The organism is Nocardioides campestrisoli (assembly GCF_013624435.2).
GTDB lineage: Bacteria > Actinomycetota > Actinomycetes > Propionibacteriales > Nocardioidaceae > Nocardioides > Nocardioides campestrisoli.
Genome location: NZ_CP061768.1, coordinates 3,887,004 through 3,909,007 on the forward strand (window position 1 = coordinate 3,887,004; position 22,004 = coordinate 3,909,007).

Annotated in this window: 18 protein-coding genes; 11 read left to right on the plus strand and 7 right to left on the minus strand. The window is 74.2% G+C overall.

Going from position 1 to position 22,004, the window contains the following annotated elements; genetic code table 11:
• Positions 1-102 precede the first annotated feature (102 nt).
• Positions 103-459: a hypothetical protein gene (locus tag H8838_RS18400; RefSeq protein ID WP_181312068.1), complete on the plus strand. Its 357-nt coding sequence runs from the start codon at positions 103-105 to the stop codon at positions 457-459.
• A gap of 32 nt (positions 460-491) precedes the next feature.
• On the opposite strand, the gene H8838_RS18405 is transcribed toward H8838_RS18400, so the two are convergent.
• From H8838_RS18405 to H8838_RS18415, 3 genes are all read right to left on the minus strand, one after another.
• On the minus strand, positions 492-1,208 hold the full coding sequence (locus tag H8838_RS18405; RefSeq protein ID WP_181312069.1) for a hemerythrin domain-containing protein: 717 nt from the start codon (positions 1,206-1,208) through the stop codon (positions 492-494).
• 330 nt (positions 1,209-1,538) lie between these two features.
• Entirely contained in the window at positions 1,539-2,735 is a 1,197-nt protein-coding gene (locus H8838_RS18410; RefSeq protein ID WP_185994391.1) for a putative manganese transporter, read from the minus strand.
• A gap of 31 nt (positions 2,736-2,766) precedes the next feature.
• Positions 2,767-3,684, minus strand: coding sequence for a manganese catalase family protein (locus tag H8838_RS18415; RefSeq protein WP_181312071.1), 918 nt, complete (start codon positions 3,682-3,684; stop codon positions 2,767-2,769).
• A 167-nt stretch (positions 3,685-3,851) separates the two neighbouring features.
• Here H8838_RS18415 and H8838_RS18420 point away from each other — a divergent pair, with 167 nt between their 5' ends.
• A complete protein-coding gene (locus tag H8838_RS18420) occupies positions 3,852-4,691 on the plus strand; it encodes an AfsR/SARP family transcriptional regulator (RefSeq protein ID WP_191465639.1) in 840 nt (279 codons plus the stop codon).
• An 84-nt stretch (positions 4,692-4,775) separates the two neighbouring features.
• On the opposite strand, the gene nadE is transcribed toward H8838_RS18420, so the two are convergent.
• Entirely contained in the window at positions 4,776-5,609 is an 834-nt protein-coding gene (nadE, locus tag H8838_RS18425; protein ID WP_181312073.1) for an ammonia-dependent NAD(+) synthetase, read from the minus strand.
• Between the two features lie 270 nt (positions 5,610-5,879).
• Between nadE and H8838_RS18430 the strand changes: the two genes are divergently transcribed.
• Positions 5,880-6,668 (plus strand): isocitrate lyase/PEP mutase family protein, encoded by a 789-nt coding sequence (locus tag H8838_RS18430; RefSeq protein WP_185994389.1) that lies wholly within the window; start codon positions 5,880-5,882, stop codon positions 6,666-6,668.
• A gap of 71 nt (positions 6,669-6,739) precedes the next feature.
• Here the strand turns inward: H8838_RS18430 and H8838_RS18435 are convergent, their stop codons facing one another.
• Positions 6,740-10,780, minus strand: a complete 4,041-nt coding sequence (locus tag H8838_RS18435) for an alpha/beta hydrolase (protein WP_185994388.1) — start codon at positions 10,778-10,780, stop codon at positions 6,740-6,742.
• 178 nt (positions 10,781-10,958) lie between these two features.
• Positions 10,959-12,158: an L-2-hydroxyglutarate oxidase gene (lhgO, locus tag H8838_RS18440; RefSeq protein WP_181312076.1), complete on the minus strand. Its 1,200-nt coding sequence runs from the start codon at positions 12,156-12,158 to the stop codon at positions 10,959-10,961.
• Positions 12,159-12,266: 108 nt separating this feature from the next.
• On the opposite strand from lhgO, the gene H8838_RS18445 reads away from it, so the two are divergent.
• Positions 12,267-13,160, plus strand: a complete 894-nt coding sequence (locus tag H8838_RS18445; RefSeq protein WP_219924323.1) for an SGNH/GDSL hydrolase family protein — start codon at positions 12,267-12,269, stop codon at positions 13,158-13,160.
• A 27-nt stretch (positions 13,161-13,187) separates the two neighbouring features.
• Here H8838_RS18445 and H8838_RS18450 read toward each other — a convergent pair whose 3' ends face one another.
• On the minus strand, positions 13,188-13,706 hold the full coding sequence (locus H8838_RS18450) for a gamma carbonic anhydrase family protein (RefSeq protein ID WP_181312077.1): 519 nt from the start codon (positions 13,704-13,706) through the stop codon (positions 13,188-13,190).
• Positions 13,707-13,928: 222 nt separating this feature from the next.
• On the opposite strand from H8838_RS18450, the gene H8838_RS18455 reads away from it, so the two are divergent.
• The 7 genes from H8838_RS18455 to recC all read left to right on the plus strand — a co-directional run bounded on the left by H8838_RS18455 (position 13,929) and on the right by recC (position 21,999).
• A complete protein-coding gene (locus tag H8838_RS18455) occupies positions 13,929-14,891 on the plus strand; it encodes a TIGR03557 family F420-dependent LLM class oxidoreductase (RefSeq protein WP_181312078.1) in 963 nt (320 codons plus the stop codon).
• 38 nt (positions 14,892-14,929) lie between these two features.
• On the plus strand, positions 14,930-15,067 hold the full coding sequence (locus tag H8838_RS18460; protein ID WP_181312079.1) for a hypothetical protein: 138 nt from the start codon (positions 14,930-14,932) through the stop codon (positions 15,065-15,067).
• Between the two features lie 20 nt (positions 15,068-15,087).
• Complete coding sequence (locus H8838_RS18465) at positions 15,088-15,366, plus strand: DUF7218 family protein (RefSeq protein WP_181312080.1); 279 nt, start codon at positions 15,088-15,090, stop codon at positions 15,364-15,366.
• 49 nt (positions 15,367-15,415) lie between these two features.
• Entirely contained in the window at positions 15,416-15,652 is a 237-nt protein-coding gene (locus tag H8838_RS18470) for a hypothetical protein (protein ID WP_181312081.1), read from the plus strand.
• 108 nt (positions 15,653-15,760) lie between these two features.
• Positions 15,761-17,122: a hypothetical protein gene (locus H8838_RS18475; RefSeq protein ID WP_185994387.1), complete on the plus strand. Its 1,362-nt coding sequence runs from the start codon at positions 15,761-15,763 to the stop codon at positions 17,120-17,122.
• A gap of 7 nt (positions 17,123-17,129) precedes the next feature.
• The gene (locus H8838_RS18480; RefSeq protein WP_181312083.1) at positions 17,130-18,524 is read left to right on the plus strand and encodes a hypothetical protein; all 1,395 of its coding nucleotides are present in this window, start codon (positions 17,130-17,132) and stop codon (positions 18,522-18,524) included.
• A 67-nt stretch (positions 18,525-18,591) separates the two neighbouring features.
• Entirely contained in the window at positions 18,592-21,999 is a 3,408-nt protein-coding gene (gene recC, locus H8838_RS18485) for an exodeoxyribonuclease V subunit gamma (RefSeq protein WP_185994386.1), read from the plus strand.
• Positions 22,000-22,004 lie beyond the last annotated feature (5 nt).

Consider the following 22,004-nt stretch of genomic DNA (forward strand, 5'->3'; position numbering starts at 1 on the left):
CAGGCGCATGGCAGGACCCGGGGCGGGGCACAGGCAGTCCATGGTCGACGACCTCGCCTCCACCCGCCGGCAAGTGGCCGTACGGCGACCGAGGAGCGCGTGATGAGGCGCCCCACGCCCCGAGAGGTGGCCGCCTGCCAGGGCGCCTTCAACGTCATCGGCGGCCTCTGGCCCCTGCTCAGCATCAAGAGCTTCGAGGCCATCTACGGACCCAAGACCGACCGGTGGCTGGAGTACACGGTGGCGGGACTGCTGACCACGGTCGGCGTCGCCCAGCTCAAGGCCGCACGGGACGACGAGCTCACCACGGCCCGCTTGGTGGGACTGGGCACCGCCGCCACCCTGCTGGCGATCGACCTGGTCTACGTGCCCAGGGGGCGGATCCGCTGGACCTACCTGCAGGACGCCGTCTGCGAGGCCGGGTGGCTGGCCGCCTGGGCGGCCGCCCGGCGGCGCTGAACCCGCCGTCGGGCAACCCCGGTCCCGTCCGCTCAGCCGGCCTCGTCCACGTGGGTGGTCGGCGCCTCGCCCCGGCGCATGATCCCCAGGCGCTCGACCCGGCCCGCGCCGGCGGCCAACGCCCCGCTCAACCGCGCGAGCGGCTCACGGACCGGCTCGGGCCCACGGCGTACGCCGCTCTCCGCGCGGTCCCGGGACCGGTCCAGCACGGTCAGCGGCAGCGCCGCCAGCACGTTGCCCGGTGGACGGCGGGCGACCACCGGGTGCGGTCGGGTGGGCGCCATCCGGCGTACCGCCTCCCATGCCACGCCGAGGCGCTGCAGCTGCTGGCGGCTGAGCCGCTCCTGGAGCCGGGGCAGCAGCTCGTCCTCCTCGTCGCGGACGTCCTCGCGCAGCACCTCGACCAGCCGGTCCAGGACCGCCTCGCGCTCGGCCGGCGTCAGCTTGTCGCCGTCGAGCCGGGTGACCAGCTCGTTGACCTCCTGGTGCTCCTCCTCGACCTGGCGGGTCAGCTGCTCCCCGTCGGGGAGCACCCGGCGCATCACCGGCCAGAGCACGGACTCCTCGGCGAAGGCGTGTGGGAAGACCAGCCGGTAGATGCGCTGGAGCACCTCGTCCTGCTCGGGACCCGGCGTGCGGGGCAGCGCCTCCAGCAGCCGGTCAAGCAGCACGTGGTCGCGCTTCTGCCGGGTGAGCACGCTCCACGGACCGCCGAGCTGCGCTTCGTCCTGCATGGCCAGTGACGTCATGTGAGTCCCTCCTCGGGTCGGGCCCGGCACCGGGGCCGGACAGGGGTGACGGGGCGACGTGGCGCCGGGCGATCTCGCGCAGCGCCAGCAGGGCCACCACCGCGATCGCGGTCAGCAGTCCGTACGTACCCGCGACGGCGGCGGCCGACGCGGCCAGCGCCAGGTGGATGCGAGTGGTGGTCGGGGTCAGGTGCTGGGTCAGGGTGTGGGCGTGGACCAGCGAGTGGGCCAGCGAGTGCGTCTGCGTGTGGAGCTGGGCCTTGGACAACCGGGCCTTGAACATGTTGTCGCCTCTCGTGCGGAGGGAGCGGACGAGCGAGGGTCGGCTCCTCACCGGAGGAGCAGCAGGGCGCCGCCGACGACCAGGGCCGGGAGCGTCGTGATCACCGCGGCCAGGAGCGCGGAGCGCCGGCGCAGGGCGAGCAGGGGGATCAAGGCGTCGCCGTCCTGGCTGATCGAGTTGGCCACCAGGGTGGACAACGGCATCCCGCCGCTGAGGAAGATCCCGGCGAAGACGATCTGCAGGGCACAGCCGGGGACCAGCCCGACCAGTGCACCCACCAGCACGCCGGCGACCCCGAAGAGCGGCAGCTGGGAGCCGTCGAACCCGGTGGTCGCCGAGAGCAGCGCCCACGCGACGTACGCCACGGTCACCCACATGGTGACGAAGGCGACCTCGCGGCCGCCCTGCCGCAGCACCTGGGCCATCGAGGACGGGGAGGCGGTGTCGGGGTCGTCGTCGGCGACCTGGCAGCCGTCGCGGAGGAAGCCGACCAGGCAGAGCGCCGTGCCCACCGCCCCCAGGGCGAGGTAGGGGTCCGCGCCCCCCAGCAGCTCGTCGCCGACCGCGGCCGGGTCGAGCAGCTGGAAGGTCACCGGCATGCTCACCAGCAGCCCGGCCCCGAGCAGCAGCCAGAGGGCACCGGGGAGGACGCCGAGCTCCTGCCACGCCCGCACACCGAGCGCGGCCACGGGCGACCCGGCACCGGGCGCGGGGACCGGGCCCCCTGCCTGGGCCCGCACGGTCCCCGGCACAGCCTCCCGAAGAGCGACGCCCGCCGGGGCGGCTGGGACCGGCGAGGTCCCGGACCGGGGAGCGGCAGACCCGCTCCCCGGCACCGGGCGCAGGCCCTGCGCGGGATCGATCCCGAGCAGGTCGACCAGGTAGCCGGTGGTCACGCCGGTGACGACCAGCAGCACCTTGAGCTGGAGGGTCAGCACCGGGTCGGCGGCCAGCAGCACCCACGCGGCGTCCCCGGTGGTGGCGACCAGGGCCGCCACCGCTGCGCCGTAGCTGACCGCGCCCCGGGCGTAGACCGCCATCACCACGATGGCGCCCCCGCACCCGGGCGGCACGGTCAGCAGGGCCGCCACCACGGGCCCCCACCCGCGGTGCCGCTCCAGGGCGGCGTCGAAGCGGGGGCCCCAGCGGTAGCGCGCCCAGCCGAAGGGCACCGCCAGCAGGGCGACGAAGACGCCGACCTGCATGAAGGCGTCGGCCATCGGGCGGATCACGAGCTCGATCACGGCAGCCTCCTCGGGGACGGGAGCGACCGGCTCACTCGCCGGTCAGCTTCTCCTTGGCCTTGTGCATGAGGTTCTCCGCGCCCTGCTTGAGCGAGCCCGCGGCGTTGCCCGGCGTGCCGGGGCCCATGCTGCCGTCGTACGTCGCGAACAGGAGCGGGTCGGGCGCGGGGACCTGGTTGATGTCGTCGGTCAGCGGGACGCCCTCGGCGAAGACCAGCTGCTCGTCGCCGACCAGGGCGGTGCCCTGGGCCCACCGGCCCTCGCCGGCGCGGCTGCCCTCGGTGAACGAGTAGAACGTGCGGGCCTGCTCGGCCTTCTCCTCCTCCTTGAGGGAGTCCTCGAGGCCGTCGGTGAAGCCGTCCTCGATCAGCTGCTCGATGCCCAGCAGCCACTGCTGCTGGTGGTAGGTGTCACGGGCCAGGTTGAACTGGAGCATCTCCTTGACCCCGGGGTCGTCGGTCATCTGGTAGACCCGCGCGGTCTGGAGGCGGCTCTGCGCCTCCGCGGCGACGTTGTGCCGGAAGTCGGCCAGCATGTTGCCGCTGGCCACGATGTAGCCGCCGTTCCAGGGCACCCCCTGGCTGTTGGTCGGCATCGCGGCGCCGCCGGTGACGATCGCGTGCTGGACGTTCTGCCCACCCAGCACCGCGGCCAGCGCCGGGTTGGCGGCGGCCGCCTGGGCCTGGGTCTCCGACGGGGCGCCCTCGAGGAGCCGCGCCATCATCGTCACGAGCATCTCGACGTGACCGATCTCCTCGGTGCCGATGTCGAGGATCATGTCCTTGTACTTGCCGGGGACGCGGCAGTTCCAGCCCTGCCACAGGTACTGCATCATCACCGTCATCTCGCCGAACTGGCCACCGACCAGCTCCTGGAGCTTGGCGGCGAACAGGGCGTCGGGACGCTCGGGCTGGGCCTGGAACTGCAGCTGCTTGGTGTGCCGGTACATGGGGTTCCCTCTCGGTCCGGGGGCCAGGACGCCCCGTGGACCGACCACGTTGCGGGGCGGTCGTGTGTCCGGCGCGTGCCGCCGCGTCACGGTCGCGTCACGAGGCCGCCACCCGCCCGACGCGCTTCCGGCACAGGCCGCGGCATGGCCCTCGCGTGGCGGGGTACGTGAAGAACCTGTTCGAGACCACGGGCGACCGTCTGCTACCTCCCGGAGCAGCCATGCCACTCTCCGCCGGGCCATCCTCCGCCGGGCCATCCTCCTCCAGGCCACTCCCCGCCGGCCCCGCCTGGCTCTGCCTCCTCGGTGGGTTCGACCTGACGTACGACGGCCAGTCGCTGCGGGTCTCCACCTCGGCCCAGCGGCTGCTCGCCCACGTCGCGGTGACCTGCCGGGACCGGCCGGTGCGCCGCGCGGCGCTGGCCGAGCGCCTGTGGCCGGACACCAGCACCAGCCAGGCGACGGCCAACCTCCGCTCGGTGCTGTGGCGCCTGCCGCGCCCGCGTGGCCGACAGCTGGTGCGTTGCGACACCACCACCCTGCGGCTCTCCCCCGACCTCAGCGTCGACCTGTGGGAGGCCGAGAGGCTCGCGTCCCTCTGCTGCGGGCCCGTGGGCCACCGACCGCTCCCGGACGGCGACCTGGCCGTGCTCGGCGAGGACCTGCTGCCGGACTGGGACGACCCGTGGCTGGAGGTGGAGCGGGAGAGCTACCGCCAGCGCCGCCTGCACGCCCTGGAGAGCTGCGCGCACCGGCTGCGCGAGGAGGGCCGGTACGTCGACGCCCTGGGGGCGGGCCTGGCCGCGGTGCAGTCCGAGCCGCTGCGGGAGACCGCCCACCGCCGGGTGATCGAGGTGCACCTGGCCGAGGGCAACCAGGCCGAGGCGCTGCGCCAGTTCGACGGCTACCGCCGGATGCTGCGCGACGAGCTGGGCATCCCGCCCTCCCCCGCGATCAGGGAGCTGGTGGCCCCGCTGCTCGGGCGGCCGCTGGACCGCTCGGCCTGACCCGGACCGCCCCGAGCTCGGTCCGGGTCAGTCCGACCCCCGCTGTGTGCCCCCGCTGTGTGCCCCCGCTGTGTGCCCCCGCTCTCAGCCCAGCTCGACCGGTGCCGCGGGCAGCGCCCGCTTGTGCGCCGTCCGGTCGTAGGCGGCCTCGATCACCGACCGTGCCTCCTCGGAGACAGGTCCGCCGGTGAGGTAGGTGTCGATCTCCGCGTAGGTGACCCCGTGCGCCGTCTCGTCGGGCAGGGCCGGCCGGTCCTCCTCCAGGTCGGCGGTGGGCACCTTGTGCACCAGGTTCTCCGGAGCACCGAGGTGGACGCCGATCTGCCGGACCTGGTCCTTGGTCAGGCCCGCCAGCGGGGTGACGTCCGCGGCGCCGTCGCCGTGCTTGGTGAAGAAGCCCATCACCGCCTCGGCCGCCTGGTCGGTGCCGATCACCAGAGCGCCGAGCCGGCCGGCGACGGCGTACTGGGCGGTCATCCGCAGGCGGGCCTTGATGTTGCCCTTGACGAAGTCGGCCTGCCCGCGGTCGGGGTAGCCGCCGACCGGCGTGGTGGCCGCGTGCAGCGGCTCGACCGCCGGCTTGATGTCGACGGTGACCACCTCGTCGGGGCCGATGAACTCCAGCGCCGCCTGCGCGTCGTGCTCGTCGGCCTGCGCCCCGTGCGGCAGCCGCACCGCGGTGAACCGGCCGCCCGCGCGCTCGCAGGCCAGCTGGGCCAGCTTGCCGGCCACCGTGGAGTCGACCCCGCCGGAGATGCCCAGCACGTAGCCGGACGCCTTCGCGCCGGTGAGGTAGTCGGCCAGGAACGCGATCCGGCGCTCGGCCTCCGCCGCCGGGTCCAGGTCGGCGACCACCCCGAGGGCACGGGCGATCTCGTGCTGCCGGTCGCTGGTCCGCTCGGTGCTCTGCTGGGTCATCGGTCCTCCGCGTCTGCTGTGGTGCCGGGCTCGAGGCTCCCGTTCCCGACCGGCGTGGCTTCATGCCCCGCGTTTCGGTGCCGGGAGGGCCGGGTACGACCGGGCTGCCGCCGAGTGACTCGGCGGCCCGAGCCGAGCGCAGACAACTGCGCCGGTGAGAGCAGACGTGAGCAGAAAGGCACCACCCGTGGTCAACCGGATCGCCGACAACGTCCCCGGACTCCCGTGGCGGCTGCGCCGAGTCGCGGCGAGCCTCATCTGGGGCTGTCCGTGAGCGCGCTCCCCGAGGTCTCGGGCCGGGCCTCGCAGCTGCTGGGCCTGCACACGGCGCCCCGGCTGCTGACGGTCGTCAACGTCTGGGACGTGATCTCGGCCAAGGTGGTCGCGCAGACCGAGGGGACGCAGGCCCTGGCCACCGCGAGCCACTCCATCGCCGCCTCCCGCGGCTACGAGGACGGCGAGAACATCCCGGTCGACGAGATGCTGGCGGAGGTCGCCCGGATCGTGGAGGCGACCGACCTGCCGGTGAGCGCGGACCTGGAGGCGGGGTACTGCGACGCCGCCGACACCGTTCGGCGCGCGATCGGCGTCGGCGTGGTCGGGGCCAACCTCGAGGACCAGATGAAGCCGCTCGACGAGGCGGTGCGCGTGGTCGAGCAGGTGATGGAGGCCGCCCGCGCCGAGGGCGTCGACGACTTCGTGCTCAACGCCCGCACCGACGCCTTCGTCCTGGGCAAGGACCGGGACCGGGGCGAGGTGCTCGACGACGCCGTCACGCGCGGCCGGGCCTTCCTCGAGGCCGGCGCTCCCGTGGTCTTCGTGCCCGGGGTGCTCGACGAGCGGGAGGTCGCCACGCTGGTCGAGGCGTTCGGCCCGCAGCGCCTCACCCTGATCGGCCTGCCGGGCGTGCCCCCGCTGGCCAGGCTGGAGGAGCTGGGCGTCGCCCGGGTCTCCTACGGTCCCCTCTCCCAGCGGGTGGCGCTGACCGCCCTGCAGGAGCTGGTGGAGGACGTGCACCGCGGCGGCGGCGTGCCGGAGTCGGTGCGGCCGCTCAACTAGTCGACGAGCCACACGCCGAAGGCCCCAGCGACTCGTCGCTGGGGCCTTCGGCGTGGTGAGCTCGGTGAGGCTCAGCGCTTGCGCAGCACCACCTTCCGGCTCGCGGTCGCGCTCTGACCGGTGGCGTCGGTGTAGGTGACCGTCACCGCGACCCGGACCTTGCCAGTGCGCGCGAGCTTCTTGCGCAGGGCGGGCTTGAGGCGCACCGTGAGCTGGCGGCTCCCGGTGGTCTCCTTGCTGACCGGGACCGCCTTCTTGCCGGTCAGGGCCACGGAACCGGCGCCACTGGCGTTCACCCGGATCTTGACGAGGCCCTTCTTCTTGTCGGCCGAGGTCTTGCCCAGACCCACCGTCGGCGCGGCCACGGTCGGCGGCGCACCGGGGGTGGGCACGGCCGTCGGGGTCGGGGTCGGCGTCGGCTCCGGCGTGGGCTCGGCGACGGTCACGGTGAGCGCCGGCGAGGTCGTCCGCTGACCCGCGGAGTCGGTCACCACGGCGGTGAACTCGACCTCGTCGCCCACGTGCTCTGCCCCGGCCTTCCAGGAGAAGGCGTACGGAGGGGAGTCGACGACCTCGACCAGCTCGCCGTCGGCGTAGAGCGCCGCCGAGCGGACCGCGTGGTCGTCGGTGCCGCGCACCAGCGGGTTCACCGTGTCGCCCTGGGCGACCACCAGGCCGGTCCCGGGGTCGACCAGCTGCGCGGTCGGGGCGGCGTCGGCCACCCGGCCCTCGCGGCTCGGCACCGAGGCCGGCACGCTGCTGGCCCGCGACTGCACCGTCACCGTGGCGGCGTTGGCCGAGTCACGGCCCGAGACGGCCTCCTGACCGGTGGTCGGGTCGGCCGGGCCGCCCACGACCGGGTTGCCGGTGCCCAGGTGGCTGCCCGAGACCACGACCGGAGCGCCCTCGCGGACGCCGGTGCCGTCGGCGTTGCCGTTGTAGACGGCGTAGCCGTTGCCGGTCAGGCTGCTGGTCGAGACGGTCAGCGCGCCGGCCGTCTCGGTCCCCGCGTCGGCCAGGAGCACGCCGTACGACTTCGACGGGTCGGGCCGGAAGTAGTTCCCGGTGACCCGGCTGCTGCGGACGAAGCCGGTGGTGCCGGCGGCGTACTCGATGCCGGTCTGGGCGACGACCGCGTTGGGGCGGCCGGTCACCACGGTGCCGGTGACGTGGCCCTTCTCGACGATCCCGCGGCGGGCCGTGTTCGCCGGCCGGCCGTCGGGGCCGCTGGCCCCGTCGAAGAGGATCCCGCCCGACTGGTAGCCGGAGACCCGGCTGTTCGCGACGGTGACCTCGTTCTCCACCGTGCCCGGGCCCTCGCCCTTGATCACACCGGTCTTGACGATGCCCCAGCCGTGCGGGTTCTCCGCCAGCTCGGCGGCGTTCGTGGCGGAGCGCAGCGGCCCGACGACGCTCTCGGAGACCCGACCGGCCGCGCCGAAGAACGCGATGCCGGCCTCGGCCCAGACCGAGCCCGAGGTGACGGTGACCCCGGAGATGTCGACGAACAGCTCGTTGGTGTCGGTCGAGCCCAGCGACTGGCGCGAGACGGTGATGACGTTGCCGCCCCCGTCACGCAGGTACGGCGTCGCGCCCGCGAGCGTTCCCAGCGACTGGTCCGGCTTGATCGTGACCTTGTCGGCACCCGCGCCCTTGATCTTCAGCGGCTTGGTGATGGTCAGGCCGTTGACCGCCCCGGTCGCGACCGGGTTGGAGGCGTGGAAGACCGGCGTCGAGGACTCCTCGTACACCCCGGCGCAGACCACGATGGTGTCCCACGGCGAGGCCAGGTCGACCGCCTCCTGGATGGAGGTGGTGTCCGCACTGGGGCACTGGACGCGGTCGTCGTCGACCAGCCAGCTGGTGCCGGCGCCCGGCTTGCCGACGGTGTCGATCAGCGCGAGGTTGCCCGGCGTCACGTCGTAGTCGGCGAGCAGGTCGGCCGGGTCCGGGCCGGACGTCGGGCCGGAGCCGGCGCCCTGGTCCGGCGCGGTGCCGTCGGAGAGGATCAGGTCGGCGTCCACGGACTCCTGGAAGCGGACGTCGGCGAGCTGGATCGAGCCCGAGGCCGGCGTGCCGTCCACGCCGAAGCGCAGCTCCAGGCTGTCCAGTGCGGCGAGGTCGACGCCCTGGGCGGCGAACTCGCTCAGCGGGACCCGGATCTGGTCCAGCACGATGTGCATCCGCGCGGTCTGGTTGCCCGTCGACATGTGCAGGGCGTTGCCCCACCGCTCGTCACCCGCGCGGACCGTGCCCTCGTTGCCCTCGGCATCGGTCAGGGCGATGACGAAGTCCTGCGTGGTCGAGGCGGGGTCGTAGCTGACCGGCGGCTGACCGCTGCGGTCGGCGACGGCGCCCGGGTTGCGCAGGTCGAAGTAGTTGACGTCGGCGCCCATGGCCAGCGCCTCGAGCCCGCTCATGTCCGCGGACGCAGCGGGGATGTCGGCCCGCAGGGTGGCCGTCCGGCCCTCCTCCCAGGCGAGCGCCAGCTGGCGACCGTAGGAGTGGTTGACCGGGGAGTTCTCCCGCATGCCGTTCTGGCCGCCGAGCGCCGCCTTGCCCGGGAGCGGGCACGGCTTGACCGCGGTCGGCTGGGTGGACTTGCCCAGCTGGGCGGGGGCGAAGTCGTCGGGCTCGGGGTTGCACCAGTCGAAGCCGGGCTTGGTGGTCGCCGGCACCGGGACGCCTCCGTCGGCGAGGTACGGGTTGACGAACCCCTTGCCCTCGAGGGCACCGCCGAGGGCGTTGACCTTCAGGGGCGCCTGGATCTCGGGGCGGATCACGTCGACCCGCTCCTGGGTGCCGGGGAAGTAGCTGGTGGAGACCCGCTCCTCGCAGCCGATCGCCCGGCCGGAGTCGCTGGTCGGGCACGCCGAGGCAGGGATCTGCAGGTGCGACTCGGTGTCGGAGAGCTCACCGGTCAGGTACGGGTCGAAGGCACCCTCGCCGCCGACGTACCGGCGGAAGAACGCGCTCATCGTGGCGAGCCCGATCTTCTCCTGGTCACCCATCCGCGCCGGGTCACCGGAGATCTTGGTGTTGACCAGCGGGTTGTAGGTGTCGGAGTTGTCGATGACGTAGGAGTCGGCCGCCGCGCCGCCGCTCAGCCGCAGGTTGTTGGGCTGCACGTTGCGGTTGTCGGTCGGCAGGGAGTTGCCGCACGCGGCGTCGGCGACGTTGCCGCCGTCCTGTCCGTCGGCCGCCCAGACGGTGTTGTACCAGTTGTGGTTGGCACCGAGCTGCGAGGACTGGATGCGCGGGAACGGGTCGTCGCCGTTGACGTACTGGCCGCGCTCGAAGAACCGCGCGCCCTGCAGGTTGGAGACGTCGCCGTCGCACCAGGGCAGGATCGACATGAACGGCGTGCCGTACGGCGCCTTGCGCTCGTAGTCGACCGGGGCCAGCGCGATGACGCCGCGCAAGGGGTAGCGCGGGCCGTCGGTGCGCTGCCGGTTGTAGTCGATGAAGCTGGTGACCGCGTCGCCGCCGCGGGAGTGGCCCATCAGGCCGATCCGGGTCATGTCCAGCTTGCCGACCAGGGTGTCGCCGAGCGTGGAGGTCGGGGAGACCGGCAGGCCGCCCGGCTCGTTGGCCCGGGCGAGCGCGTCGAGGCTCGCCGCGATCAGCCGGCGGCGCTGGTGCATCCCCTTCCCCTTGGCGTTGTCCTGGCGCATCATCAGCTGGTCCATCGAGACCGAGAACGTGGTGTAGCCCCAGGTGGCGAGGTTCTCGCCGAGGTAGGCGTAGCCGGCCTCGTTGCGCTTGAACTCCGCGCACGACATGGCCGCGGTGTCCTGTCCGGCGTCGCACGAGCCGTGGTTGCCGTGGACGAGCACCAGCACCGGGGAGGGCGCGGTGCGGTCGGCCGGGTAGTAGAGCGAACCGCGGATCTCCATGTCCTCGGCCGCGCGGGCGGTCCGGGCCTGGGGGGCGGCGCCCGACGAGTCGGGCTCGTGCAGGGGGACCGTCCCGAGCTTGGTCTCCTGGATGGTGACGGGGGTGTAGTCACCGCGCTCCATCGGGTCGGGAAGGTCCGCAGCGGTGAGGGGAGCCGGGGCGGCGGGCTCGGCCGAGGCCGGGAGGACCGTGGGGGCCGCCAACGCGGCCAGCATGGGGAGGAGGGCCAGTCGACCCCACCTCCGAGACGTGTTGCGCAAACGCTTCTCCTGTCAGGACGGGTCGAGGGGGATCGACCTGGTCCGGACGCTAAGCAGCGACTGTTGCCCGTCCGTCTCCCTGGTGTTTCCACGAGGAAACAGAAGGGTGAAGCAGATGACGCGGACGCACCTCTCAGCCTTGACGGAGCACCTGGTCGACCACGTGCTCGGCGATCGCCAGGCTGGAGGTGGCGGCCGGCGAAGGGGCGTTGCGCACGGTGGTGATGCCGTCCTCGTGACCGATCCGGAAGTCCTCGACCAGGGAGCCGTCCCGGTCCACCGCCTGGGCGCGCACCCCCGCCTTGCCGCGGACCACGTCGGCGGCGCCGATCTCGGGCACGTAACGGCTGGCGGCCCGCATGTAGGCACGGACCGAGAGGCTGCCGCGCAGCTCCTCCAGCCCGGTGCGCCAGTGCTGCGACGCCATCCGCCAGGTGCCGGGCCAGGTCGCCATGGCCCGGACGTCGGCGAGGTCGAGGTCGCCGCGCCGGTAGCCCTCGCGGGCCAGCCCGAGGACGGCGTTCGGCCCGACCTCCAGCGTCCCGGTCACCCGCCGGGTGAAGTGCACCCCCAGGAACGGGTAGCGGGGGTCGGGCACCGGGTAGACCATCCCGCGGACCAACGCCCGCTTGGCGGGCGCGACCTCCATGTACTCCCCGCGGAACGGGACGATGCGGGGCCCGTCGACGCCGTCGGTCATCCGGGAGACGCGGTCGGCCTGCAGCCCCGCACAGACCACGAGCCGGTCGAACCGGTGCGGCCCGGCGTCGGTGGTCACCGTGATCGCGCCGGCCCGACGCCGGATCCCGGTCACCGTCGTGGAGAGCAGCACCTGGCCGCCGGCCCGGACCACGTCCTCCCCGTACGCCTCGGCGACGGCCACGTAGTCGGTGATGGCGGTCTGGGGCGAGTGCAGCGCGACCAGGCCCGCCGCGTGCGGCTCGACGTCGGTCAGGTCGGCGCCCTGGACCCGGCGCAGCCCCGGCACCCCGTTCTCCCGGGCGGTCCGCTCGAGCGCGTCGAACCGGCCCAGCTCGGCGCGGTCGACGGCGACCACGAGCTTGCCGCACTCCTCGTACGGCAGCCCGCGCTCGGCGGCGTACTCGCGCAGGAGCAGCCGGCCGCGGGTGCACAGCTCGGCCTTGAGGCTGCCCGGACGGTAGTAGATGCCGGCGTGCACGACGCCGGAGTTGTGCCCGGTCTGGTGGGTGCCCAGCCGGCTCTCCTTCTCCAGCACCGTGACCCGGGCGCCGGGGAGGCGCCGGGTCAGCTCGCGCGCGACCGCCAGCCCCACGATGCCGCCCCCGACCACCCCGATGCTCTGCTCAGCCATGGAGCGAACTCCACCACCGGTGTGCGCTGGTGACAATGGCGGTCCGCACGAGAGGTCCCAGGACCTGCGCCCCTTCTCGCCGGGTCGGCCGGGGTCCTACCGTCGAGCATGACCGTCCGCCGCGCTCCGCGGGTCGCCGTCGCGACCGCCCTCGTCGTCGCCCTCATGACCGCCCTGCTCGCGGTCCTGCTCCCGTCCCCGGCCACGGCAGCGGGGTCCACCGCAAGCGCCGCCGCAGGCTCTCGCCACCCCGAGCCGCCCGTGCTCGCGCTCGACTACGACGCGCTCGGCGACTCCTACGGCTCCGGCTACGGCGTCCCGCCGTACACGGCCGCCTGCGGGCGCTCGGACGCCGCCTACGCCGAGCTCCTCGACGGTCTGCGGTGGTGGTGGTTCCGCTTCGTGCTCGACGACTTCGTGGCGTGCGCCGGCGCGACGACCACCACCCTGGTCGAGGGTGCGCCCGGCGGGGTCGAGCCCAGCCAGCTCGACGCCCTGGACCTGCGCACCCGGCTGGTCACCCTGAGCATCGGGGGCAACGACATCGGCTGGGGCCTGGCGGTCCGGGACTGCCTGCTCGGCACCGACGCGGCCTGCGCCACCACCCAGGAGGCGATCCGCGCCCGCATCCGCGACGACCTCCCCGCGCTCCTGGACGGCGTCTACCGCAAGGTGCGTCGCCGGGCGCCGCTGTCGGTGGTCGTGGTCACCGGCTACCCGCACCTCTTCTCGCCGGAGGCCGGCGCCTACCTGGGTGCCTCCCCCGCCGAGCAGGAGCAGCTCAACGTGGGCGCGGACCTGCTGAACGCGACGATCCGCGCCGCCGCCCGTCGCCACGGCTTCGCGTTCGTCGACGTGACCGCGCGCTTCGCCGGGCACGGCGCGAACGCGGCCGACCCGTGGATCCTCGGGCTCACCGACCCGGGCGCCTTCCACCCGACCACGGCCGGCTACGTCGCGTACGCCGACGCGGTGGCCGCCGCGCTCGGCACCCGACGCTGACCGACCGCCTCGCCCTGCGACTGGCGCCTAGCCCACGACGGTGCCGCCCCGGTGCAGCTCGCGGTGGTGCTCGTAGATCGTCGCGTTCAGGTGCAGCCGCTCGACCTCCTCGTCGGTCAGCTCGCGCCGCACCTTGCCGGGCACGCCGGCGACCAGGGTGCGCGGAGGCACCACCATTCCCTCGGTGACCAGCGCTCCGGCAGCGATCAGCACCTCGTCGCCGACCACCGCGCCGTTCATCACGGTCGCGCCCATCCCGACCAGCACGTGGTCGCCGATGGTGGCCCCGTGGACGACCGCGCCGTGGCCGACCGAGACGCCCTCCCCCAGCGTGAGCGGCTTGCCCGCGTCGACGTGGAAGACGCAGTTGTCCTGCACGTTGGAGCGCGGGCCGATGGTGATGGGCTCGTTGTCGGCGCGCAGTACGGCGCCGTAGAAGACCGAGGACCCCTCGGCCAGGTGGACCGACCCGACCAGGGTGGCGGTGGGAGCCACCCAGGCGGAGTCGGGGACGACGGGGGCGCGGCCTTCGAGTGCGATCAGCATGCGGGTCAAGGTAGCCAGCGTGGTGCGCGGACCGGGCGTCCGGTCCGTGGGTGCGGCTGCTCCGGCAGGGTCCGGAGGCCTCCGGCCACCGGCCCTCGCCGACCGTGCAGCGAGCTGGTGAGAAGTGGTGGGTTGGTGTCGACGTCCGCCTCCGTCGCTGCACCAACCCACCACTTGCGTGTCCCGGTTTGCCCTGGGAGGCGCTCTGGGTACGGCGTCGCCATGCGCTTCGGATACTTCCTGTCCACCGAGGAGTTCACCCCCGCCGAGCTGGTCGAGCAGGCCGTGCTGGCCGAGGAGGCCGGCTTCGACGCCTTGTGGATCAGCGACCACTTCCACCCGTGGAACGACGAGCAGGGCCAGAGCCCGTTCGTCTGGTCGCTGATCGGCGCAATCAGCCAGGCCACCTCCCTGCCGGTCACCACCGCCGTCACCTGCCCGTCGTACCGGATCTCGCCGGTCGTGCTGGCCCAGGCGGCGGCCACCAGCGCGGTGATGCTGGAGGGCCGGTTCACCTTCGGCGTCGGCTCGGGCGAAGCGCTCAACGAGCACATCCACGGCGAGCCCTGGCCGACCGCCGACGTCCGGCTGGAGCGGTTGGAGGAGGCGATCGGCCTGATCCGCGAGCTGTGGACCGGCGAGACCGTCACCCACTACGGCAAGCACTTCACCTGCGACAGCGCGCGGATCTACACGCTGCCCGACGCCCCGCCGCCGATCTACGTCTCCGGGTTCGGCCCCAAGGCCACCGAGCTGGCTGCACGGCTCGGCGACGGCTACATCACCACCTCGCCCGACACCGAGCTGCTGGGGCAGTTCCGTGAGGCCTCCGGCGGCAAGCCGGCCCAGATCGGGATGAAGGTGGCCTGGGCGCCGACCGAGGAGGAGGGGGTGGAGGAGGCGCACCGGCTCTGGGCCAACTCCGGCCTGCCCGGCGAGCTCGCCCAGGTGCTCCCCTCTCCCAAGCACTTCGAGCAGGCCTCCCAGCTGGTCACCCGGGAGTCCACGGCCCAGAGCGTCTCCTGCGGCCCCGACCTGGACAAGCACCTCGAGGCGCTGCAGCCCGCCCTCGACGCGGGTTTCGAGGAGCTCTACGTCTCCAACATGGGCCGCCACTACCGCGAGATGATCGAGGCGTTCGGCGCCGAGGGTCTGCCCGAGCTGCGGCGCCGCGCGGGCGCCTGAGGTCGCATGAGCCGACCCGCGGCGGGTACGAACCGGGCATGACCACGCCACGTGAGGACCCGGACCAGATCGATCCGACCCAGCAGTCGGGACGACCGTTCCAGGTGATGGCCCTCTTCGGGCTCATCGCCGTGGGGCTGATCGCCATGCTGATCGTCGGGATCGTCGTTCTCTGAACCCAGGCAGGAGAGAGACCATGGCCAAGAACACCGGCAAGGACCCTGGACCCAGCGTCAAGGACCCGAAGCTCTACGAGGACCTGCGCGACGAGGGCAACAGCAAGGAGAAGGCCGCGCGGATCGCCAACGCGGCCGCCAACAGCTCGCGCTCGAAGGTCGGGAGCAAGGGCGGCCAGTCGGGCAGCTACGAGGACTGGACCGTCGACGACCTGCGCAAGCGCGCCGGGGAGATCGGCATCGACGGCCGCTCCTCGATGAAGAAGGACGAGCTGGTCGAGGCCCTGCGCGACCACTGATCGACGTCCCTCACGCAGCACCACCGAGCACGACACCCAGGAGGACTGCATGACCGAGCACCCGATCGACCCCGACGGCGAGCGCCTCGTCCCGCCGGAGACCGAGCTGGACGACTCCGACCTGCCCCCGACCGCCGAGGACGAGGTGCTGGACGACCTGCTCGGAGCCGACGCTCCCCCGACGCCGGTCGAGGACCCCGACGGCGCGAGCCTGGTCGACACCGAGCCCGACCGCCTGGCCGGGAACCCGGACGACTCGAGCCCCGACCCTGCCGAGGACGCCTAGCCGCGAGCGCCGGCTCTCCCGGCTGAACCCAGCGCGCGTCCGGGCGGCGATCCGCTAGCGTGCCACTGCGTCCGGGCAGTCCGCGCGCACCGCACTGGTGGGGGAACCATGCGCCGTACCGTCATCACCGTCCTGCTGTCCTGGACGGTCGCCTCGGGTGCCGCCCTGCTGGGCCAGCCCGAGCTCGCCGCCGCAGGTCCGGGCGCGGCCGGGTCCAGTGCCGCCTCAGCGGCCGAGTCCCAGCGGCCACCGGCACGACGCGTGGTCCGCGCCTACGGCCAGGGGCCGGTGAAGCTGGCTCCCCGGCAGGCCGGGGCGATCACCTTCCGGGCGGACCGCGGCGACGTGGTCACCCTGCGGGTCACCGAGGTCGACGGGTCCGACCGGTGCTTCGGCAGCCTCACCCTCACCGATCGCCGCGGCTCGCGCACCGCCCCGCTCGATCACGTCCTGCGGGTCCGCGCGGCCGGCCGGGCCACGGTGTGGTTCCGCGGCCGGTGCCAGTACCCCGGCGGGAAGCCACGCCGCACCCTCGCGCAGCTGGTCAAGGTCACCGGCCGCGACGTCCCGGTGGACGGCCGTCCGGTGCGGCTCCGTCCGTCCGGTCGGGGCTTCGTGGACATCGCCTGGGTGAAGGCCCCGCCCACCGGCCGGGTGACCCTCCTCGGCAGCGACCCACGCGGACGTGCCCTGGAGACCGACCTGGTCTTCGAGGACGGCCGGCTGCGCCCGTGGTACGGCGCCGACAGCGCCTCGGTGCAGACCGGGCAGCCCGCGGCCTTCGGGGGCGAGTGGCGCGACGACGCCGTACCGGTGACGAAGGGAACCCGGGTCGGACTCACCTTCCCGGTCGCCGCGCGGGTGCAGGCACTCAGCGCGGTGGAGCACACCGCCGTGCTGGACGGACCTCCCGTGGTCCTCGCCGAAGGCGGCGGCCGCGAGCACGTGGTCTCGGTCCACCTCCCGGAAGGGACCGAGACCTTCCTCGAGCCCGACCGCCGGGACGGGGCCTCCACCTGGCTCGAGCCGCGTCCCTCGACGCCGGCGGCAGCGGGCACGTACCACCTGGTCTTCCCCCCGGACCGGAACGCGAGCTTCTCCCGGGAGCGGACCGTACGCGTCCGATCGATCCGCCGGCTGCCCGACCTGCTCGTCGGCGGACCGCCGGTCCGGGTCACCTCGACCGAGCGCGGACAGCGCTTCCGCGCCTCCGTCCCGGCGAGCGAGCCGGGCGGGGTCGAGCTGCTGGCCAGCCAGGTCGAGGTGGACGGCGAGTGGTCGGCGACCCTCGGAGGGCCCTGCTACCGGGACTGCATCGGCGGCGCGCACATCGACTGGCAGAAGCCGTTCGACCTCGGTGCCATCGTCTACCGCGAGCCGTACGCGGTCTCCGTGAGCTTCGGCCCGCGCAGCAGCGGAGCGCTGACGCTGCAGCTGCTCAAGCCCGCGCAGCCCGACGGGCGGCGGTGAGGTGGCCGTGCGTCGACTCCGCTCCGCCCCCCTCGCCCTGGCGGCCCTGGGCCTCTCCGTGGGCCTCTCACTCTGTCTCTCCCTGGGCCTCTCCCCGGCAGGATCGCCGGCGGCGGCTGCGGGGTCGTCCGCGACCGGCGCGACGACGGCGGACGGCGCCGACCGTGCCCGCCCGGTGAAGCGGGTGGTCCGCCGCTACGGCGGCGGTCCCGTACGCCTGACCGCGGACCAGAGAGGAGAGATCGCGTTCTCGGCACGTCGCGGCGACGAGGTGGCGCTGGCCGTCTGGAGCGCCCGCGACCTGCCGTGCTGGGGGCACCTGACCCTGACGGACGGGCGGGGGACGCAGGACGGGCGTCTCGACGACGTCTTCCGGGTGCGGACCAACGGCCGAGCCGTGCTCGGGTTCCGCGGCCGGTGCCTGATGCGCAAGGACCTCACGGTCCGGATCCAGCTGCTGAAGCTGCGCCGTCAGGAGCTCCGGGTCGACGGGGCACCGGTCCGCCTGCCCGCTCCTCGCCGGGGCTTCCTGGACGTGGCCTGGCTCGACGTGCCCCGCTCCGGTCGGGTGACGCTGGGCGGCTACACGCCCCAGGGGTTCCCGCTCAGGTCCGGTCCGCTGCTGGTCGACGACGAGCTGAGGTTCGGCGCCGTCTCCAGCATCTCGGTCGAGCACGGGGAGCGGCTGGTCCACGGCCCGCGGGGCGGGCGCGACCGGTACCCGTCGGTCCTGCGACGGGGCACGCGGGTCGGTCTCGCATTCGGCGAGGAGGCCACCGTGGTCGCGCGCAGCGCCGTCGAGCACCAGGCCCAGCTCGACGGCCCGCCGCTGCGGCTGGCGGTCGAGCGCGGACGCGAACAGGTCCTCACCGTGCAGCTCCCGCCGGGCGTCGAGCCCTACCTCGACGGGGTCGCCGACCCGGGAGGCGCCTTCTACTGGCTGACCCCGAACGGGCGTGCACCGACGGGCGGCACCGCCCGCGTGGTGGTCTCCTCCGACCCCGCCGCCCCGTTCTCCGCGGAGACGACCGTGCGCGTGCGGTCGATCCTCCCTGCCCCCGACCTGGTCGTCGGCGGCCCTCCCGTCCGGTTCGAGTCCGCCGAGCCGGGGCAGTGGTTCCGGGCGATCGTGCCCGCCCGGCAGCCGATCGGCGTCCGGCTCACGGCCACCGACCTCGCGGTCACCGGCGGCGACTGGTCGGCACAGCTCACCGGCCCGTGCCCCGACCGGGGCTGCGCGGGGATCACCCTGGACCCGACGCGGCCGACCGGCACCGGGTGGCACCTGTACGGCGAGCCCCACCAGGTCCTGGTCAAGCTCGGCCCCGGAGCCACCGGCAGCCTGACGCTCCGGCTCGAGCCGTGCGAGCCACCCTCGTGCCGGCCGGCCGGGGACGGCTGAGCCGCCGGGCTCCGGTCCTCCCGACCATCGACCGACCCCTGTCGGGGTCGCGTGGCATGCTCGGCGCGTGCCCCTCCACCTGCATCGTGCGACCAGCACCGCGCAGCTCGCCGACGAGCTGGGCGGGCTGCTGAGCACGCCGCTGCCCGACCCGTTCGAGCAGGAGGTCGTGGTCGTCCCGGTCAAGGGGATGGAGCGCTGGCTGACCCAGCGGCTCTCCCACCGGCTGGGCGCCGGCGCGGGGCGGGCCGACGGCGTCTGCGCGGGGGTCCGGTTCCTCGCGCCGTCCTCCCTGGTCGGCCTGCTGCTCGGCCGCGAGCGCGACGACCCGTGGGCGCCGGACCAGCTGGTCTGGCCGCTGCTGGAGGTGGTCGACGAGTCGCTCGGCGAGCGTGGGTTCGAGGCCCTCACCCGGCACCTGGGCGACCCGGACGACGAGCTGCGCCGGTCGCGGCGCTTCTCCGTCGCCCACCGCCTGGCCTCCCTCTTCTCCTCGTACGCCACGCAGCGCCCGCGGCTGCTCACCGACTGGCGGCTGGGCCGCGACACCGACGGCGCCGGCGGCGACCTCGACCCCGACCTGCACTGGCAGGCCGAGCTGTGGCGCCGGCTGCTCGTCCGGGTCGGGCTGCCTGCGCCCGACGAGCGGCACGCCCGGACCCTGGACCGGCTGCGGGCCGACGACCCGACGCTGGAGCTGCCGACCAGGCTCTCGCTCTTCGGCCACACCAGGCTTCCGGTCACCGAGGTCGAGCTGCTCGCCGCACTGGCGGAGACCCGCGAGGTCCACCTGTGGCTGCCGCAGGTCTCGGCGACCCTGTGGGACGACCTGGCCCCCACCGGCCTGGGCGGCCCCGTGCCGCGGGCCACCGACGACTCCGTCGACCTGGTCGGCCACCCCCTGCTGGCCTCCCTGGGCCGCGACACCCGCGAGCTGCGCCGGACCCTCGGGGTGGCCAGCGAGCAGGCGGCGGTCCTGGAGCCGGCCGCCGCCGACGACCCGCCGGCGCCGGACACCCTGCTCGGCTGGCTGCAGTCGGACCTGCGGGCCAACCGCGCGCCGGACGCCGAGACCCGCGCGGCGCGACGCCCGGCTCCGGACGACCGCTCCGTGCAGGTCCACGCCGCCCACGGCCAGGCCCGGCAGGTCGACGTGCTCCGCGAGGTGCTGGTCGGCCTGCTCCAGGACGACCCGACCCTCGAGCCGCGCGACATCCTGGTGATGTGCCCCGACATCGAGGCCTACGCGCCGCTGGTCTCGGCCGGCTTCGGGCTGGCCGACGTGGCGGGTCCCGGCACCGGCCACCCGGCCCACCAGCTGCGGGTCCGGCTGGCCGACCGGGCGCCGGGTGCGACCAACCCCCTGCTCGCGGTCGCCGCGACGCTGGTCGAGCTCTCCGCCGGCCGGCTCACCGCCACCCAGGTGCTGGACCTGGCCGCGACCGAGCCGGTCCGGGCCCGGTTCGGCCTCGGCGACGACCAGCTGGAGCGGATCGCCGCCTGGGTCCGCCAGGCCGGGATCCGCTGGGGCCACGACGTCGACCACCGGGCCGACTTCGGCCTCCCGCTGGACGCCAACACCTGGGAGTCGGGGCTGCGCCGCGTGCTGCTCGGCGCGGCGATGTCCGGCCTGGGCCACCGCCAGGTCGGCGGCACCCTGCCCCTCGACGACGTGGGCGACGGTGACCTCGAGCTGGCCGGCCGGTTCGCCGAGCTGGTCGAGCGGTTGCACACCTTCGTCGACCGGGCCCGGGCCGCCCGCACCGCGCGGCAGTGGACCGAGGCGCTCGGCTCCGGGGTGCACGAGCTGACCACCGCCGACCCCGAGGACGCCTGGCAGGTCGCCCAGCTCGACCGCGAGCTGGCCAGGATCGCGGCCAGCGCCGGCGACGACGACACCCGGCTGCGGCACGCCGACATCCGCTCCCTGCTGCAGCACCGGCTGCGGGGCCGTCCGACCCGCGCAAACTTCCGCACCGGCACGCTCACGGTCTGCACGATGGTGCCGATGCGCTCGGTGCCGCACCGGGTGGTCTGCCTGGTCGGCCTGGACGACGGAGTCTTCCCGCGGGTGGCCACGGTCGACGGCGACGACGTGCTGGCGCGCCGCGAGCTGACCGGGGAGCGCGACGTGCGCGCCGAGGACCGCCAACTGCTGCTCGACGCGATCGGCGCCGCCGGCGAGACCCTGGTCATCACCTACACCGGGCGGGGCGAGCACACCGGCGCCGCGCGGCCCCCGGCGGTGCCCCTGGGTGAGCTGCTCGACGCGCTCGACCGGACCGCCGCCGAGCCGGTGCGCGACCGCGTCCTGGTGCACCACCCGCTCCAGCCCTTCGACGAGGCCAACCTGGTGCCGGGAGCGCTGCTGGGCCCCGGCCCCTTCAGCTTCGACCGCTCGGCCCTCGCCGGGGCGCTCGCCGCCCGCGCGCCGGAGACGGTGGTCCGCGAGCTCGTGCCCGAGCCCCTGCGGCCCCCGTCCGAGCCCGCCACGGAGGTCTCGCTCGCCGAGCTGCACGACTTCCTCCGGCACCCGGTCAAGGCGTTCTTCGTCCACCGGCTCCGGATCACCACCCCCTACGAGGCCGACGAGGTCAAGGACGCGATCCCGATCACCCTGGACGCCCTGGAGCAGTGGGACGTCGGCAACCGGCTGGTCCACGACGTGCTCGCCGGCGCCGACCCGCAGGCGGCGATGCTCGCCGAGCAGCTGCGCGGGCACCTGCCTCCCCTGGCGCTGGGCGCCGGGCTGCTCACCGAGGTGGTCGGCAAGGTCCGGCCCCTGGTCGAGTCGGCCCTGGCCCTGCGCACCGGCACCCAGCGCGCCCTCGACGTCGACATCGACCTCGGCGACCGGCGGGTCACCGGCACGGTCTCTGACATCTTCGGCAACCAGGTCGTCCGGGTCGGCTACTCCAACCTCGGCGCGAAGCAGCGACTGGCCTCCTGGCTCGACGCGCTCGCCCTGGCCGCCGGCCGCCCCGACGAGAACTGGACCGTGCACACCATCGGCAAGTACCGCTCCAGCGCCAAGCGGGCCCTGCTGGCGCCACTGGCCGAGCCCGACGCGCGGCGCTGGCTGCGCGACCTCGTCGACGTCTACGAGCGCGGGCTGCGCGAACCGCTGCCCCTGCCGCCGCGCACCTCGCTGGCCTGGGCCGAGGAGCGGGTGCACCTGCTGCGCGGCCGCGAGGCCGACCCGGACGGCAAGGCGCGCCGGGAGTGGGAGACGCCGCGGTTCAGCGACAACGGCTTCCCCAAGGAGGACGCCGACCGCTGGCACGTGCGCGCCTTCGGCGAGCAGGCGGCGTACGAGCAGCTGGCCACCGAACTGCGCGACGACGAGAAGCACCCGCCGACCACCGGGGCCGACGACGCCGAGCTGGGCGCCGCCCCGCACCGGCTGGGGCACTACGCCTGGCGGGTCTGGGGCCCGCTGGTCACCGGTGACCGCGAGCTGGTCAGGGGGATGTGATGCAG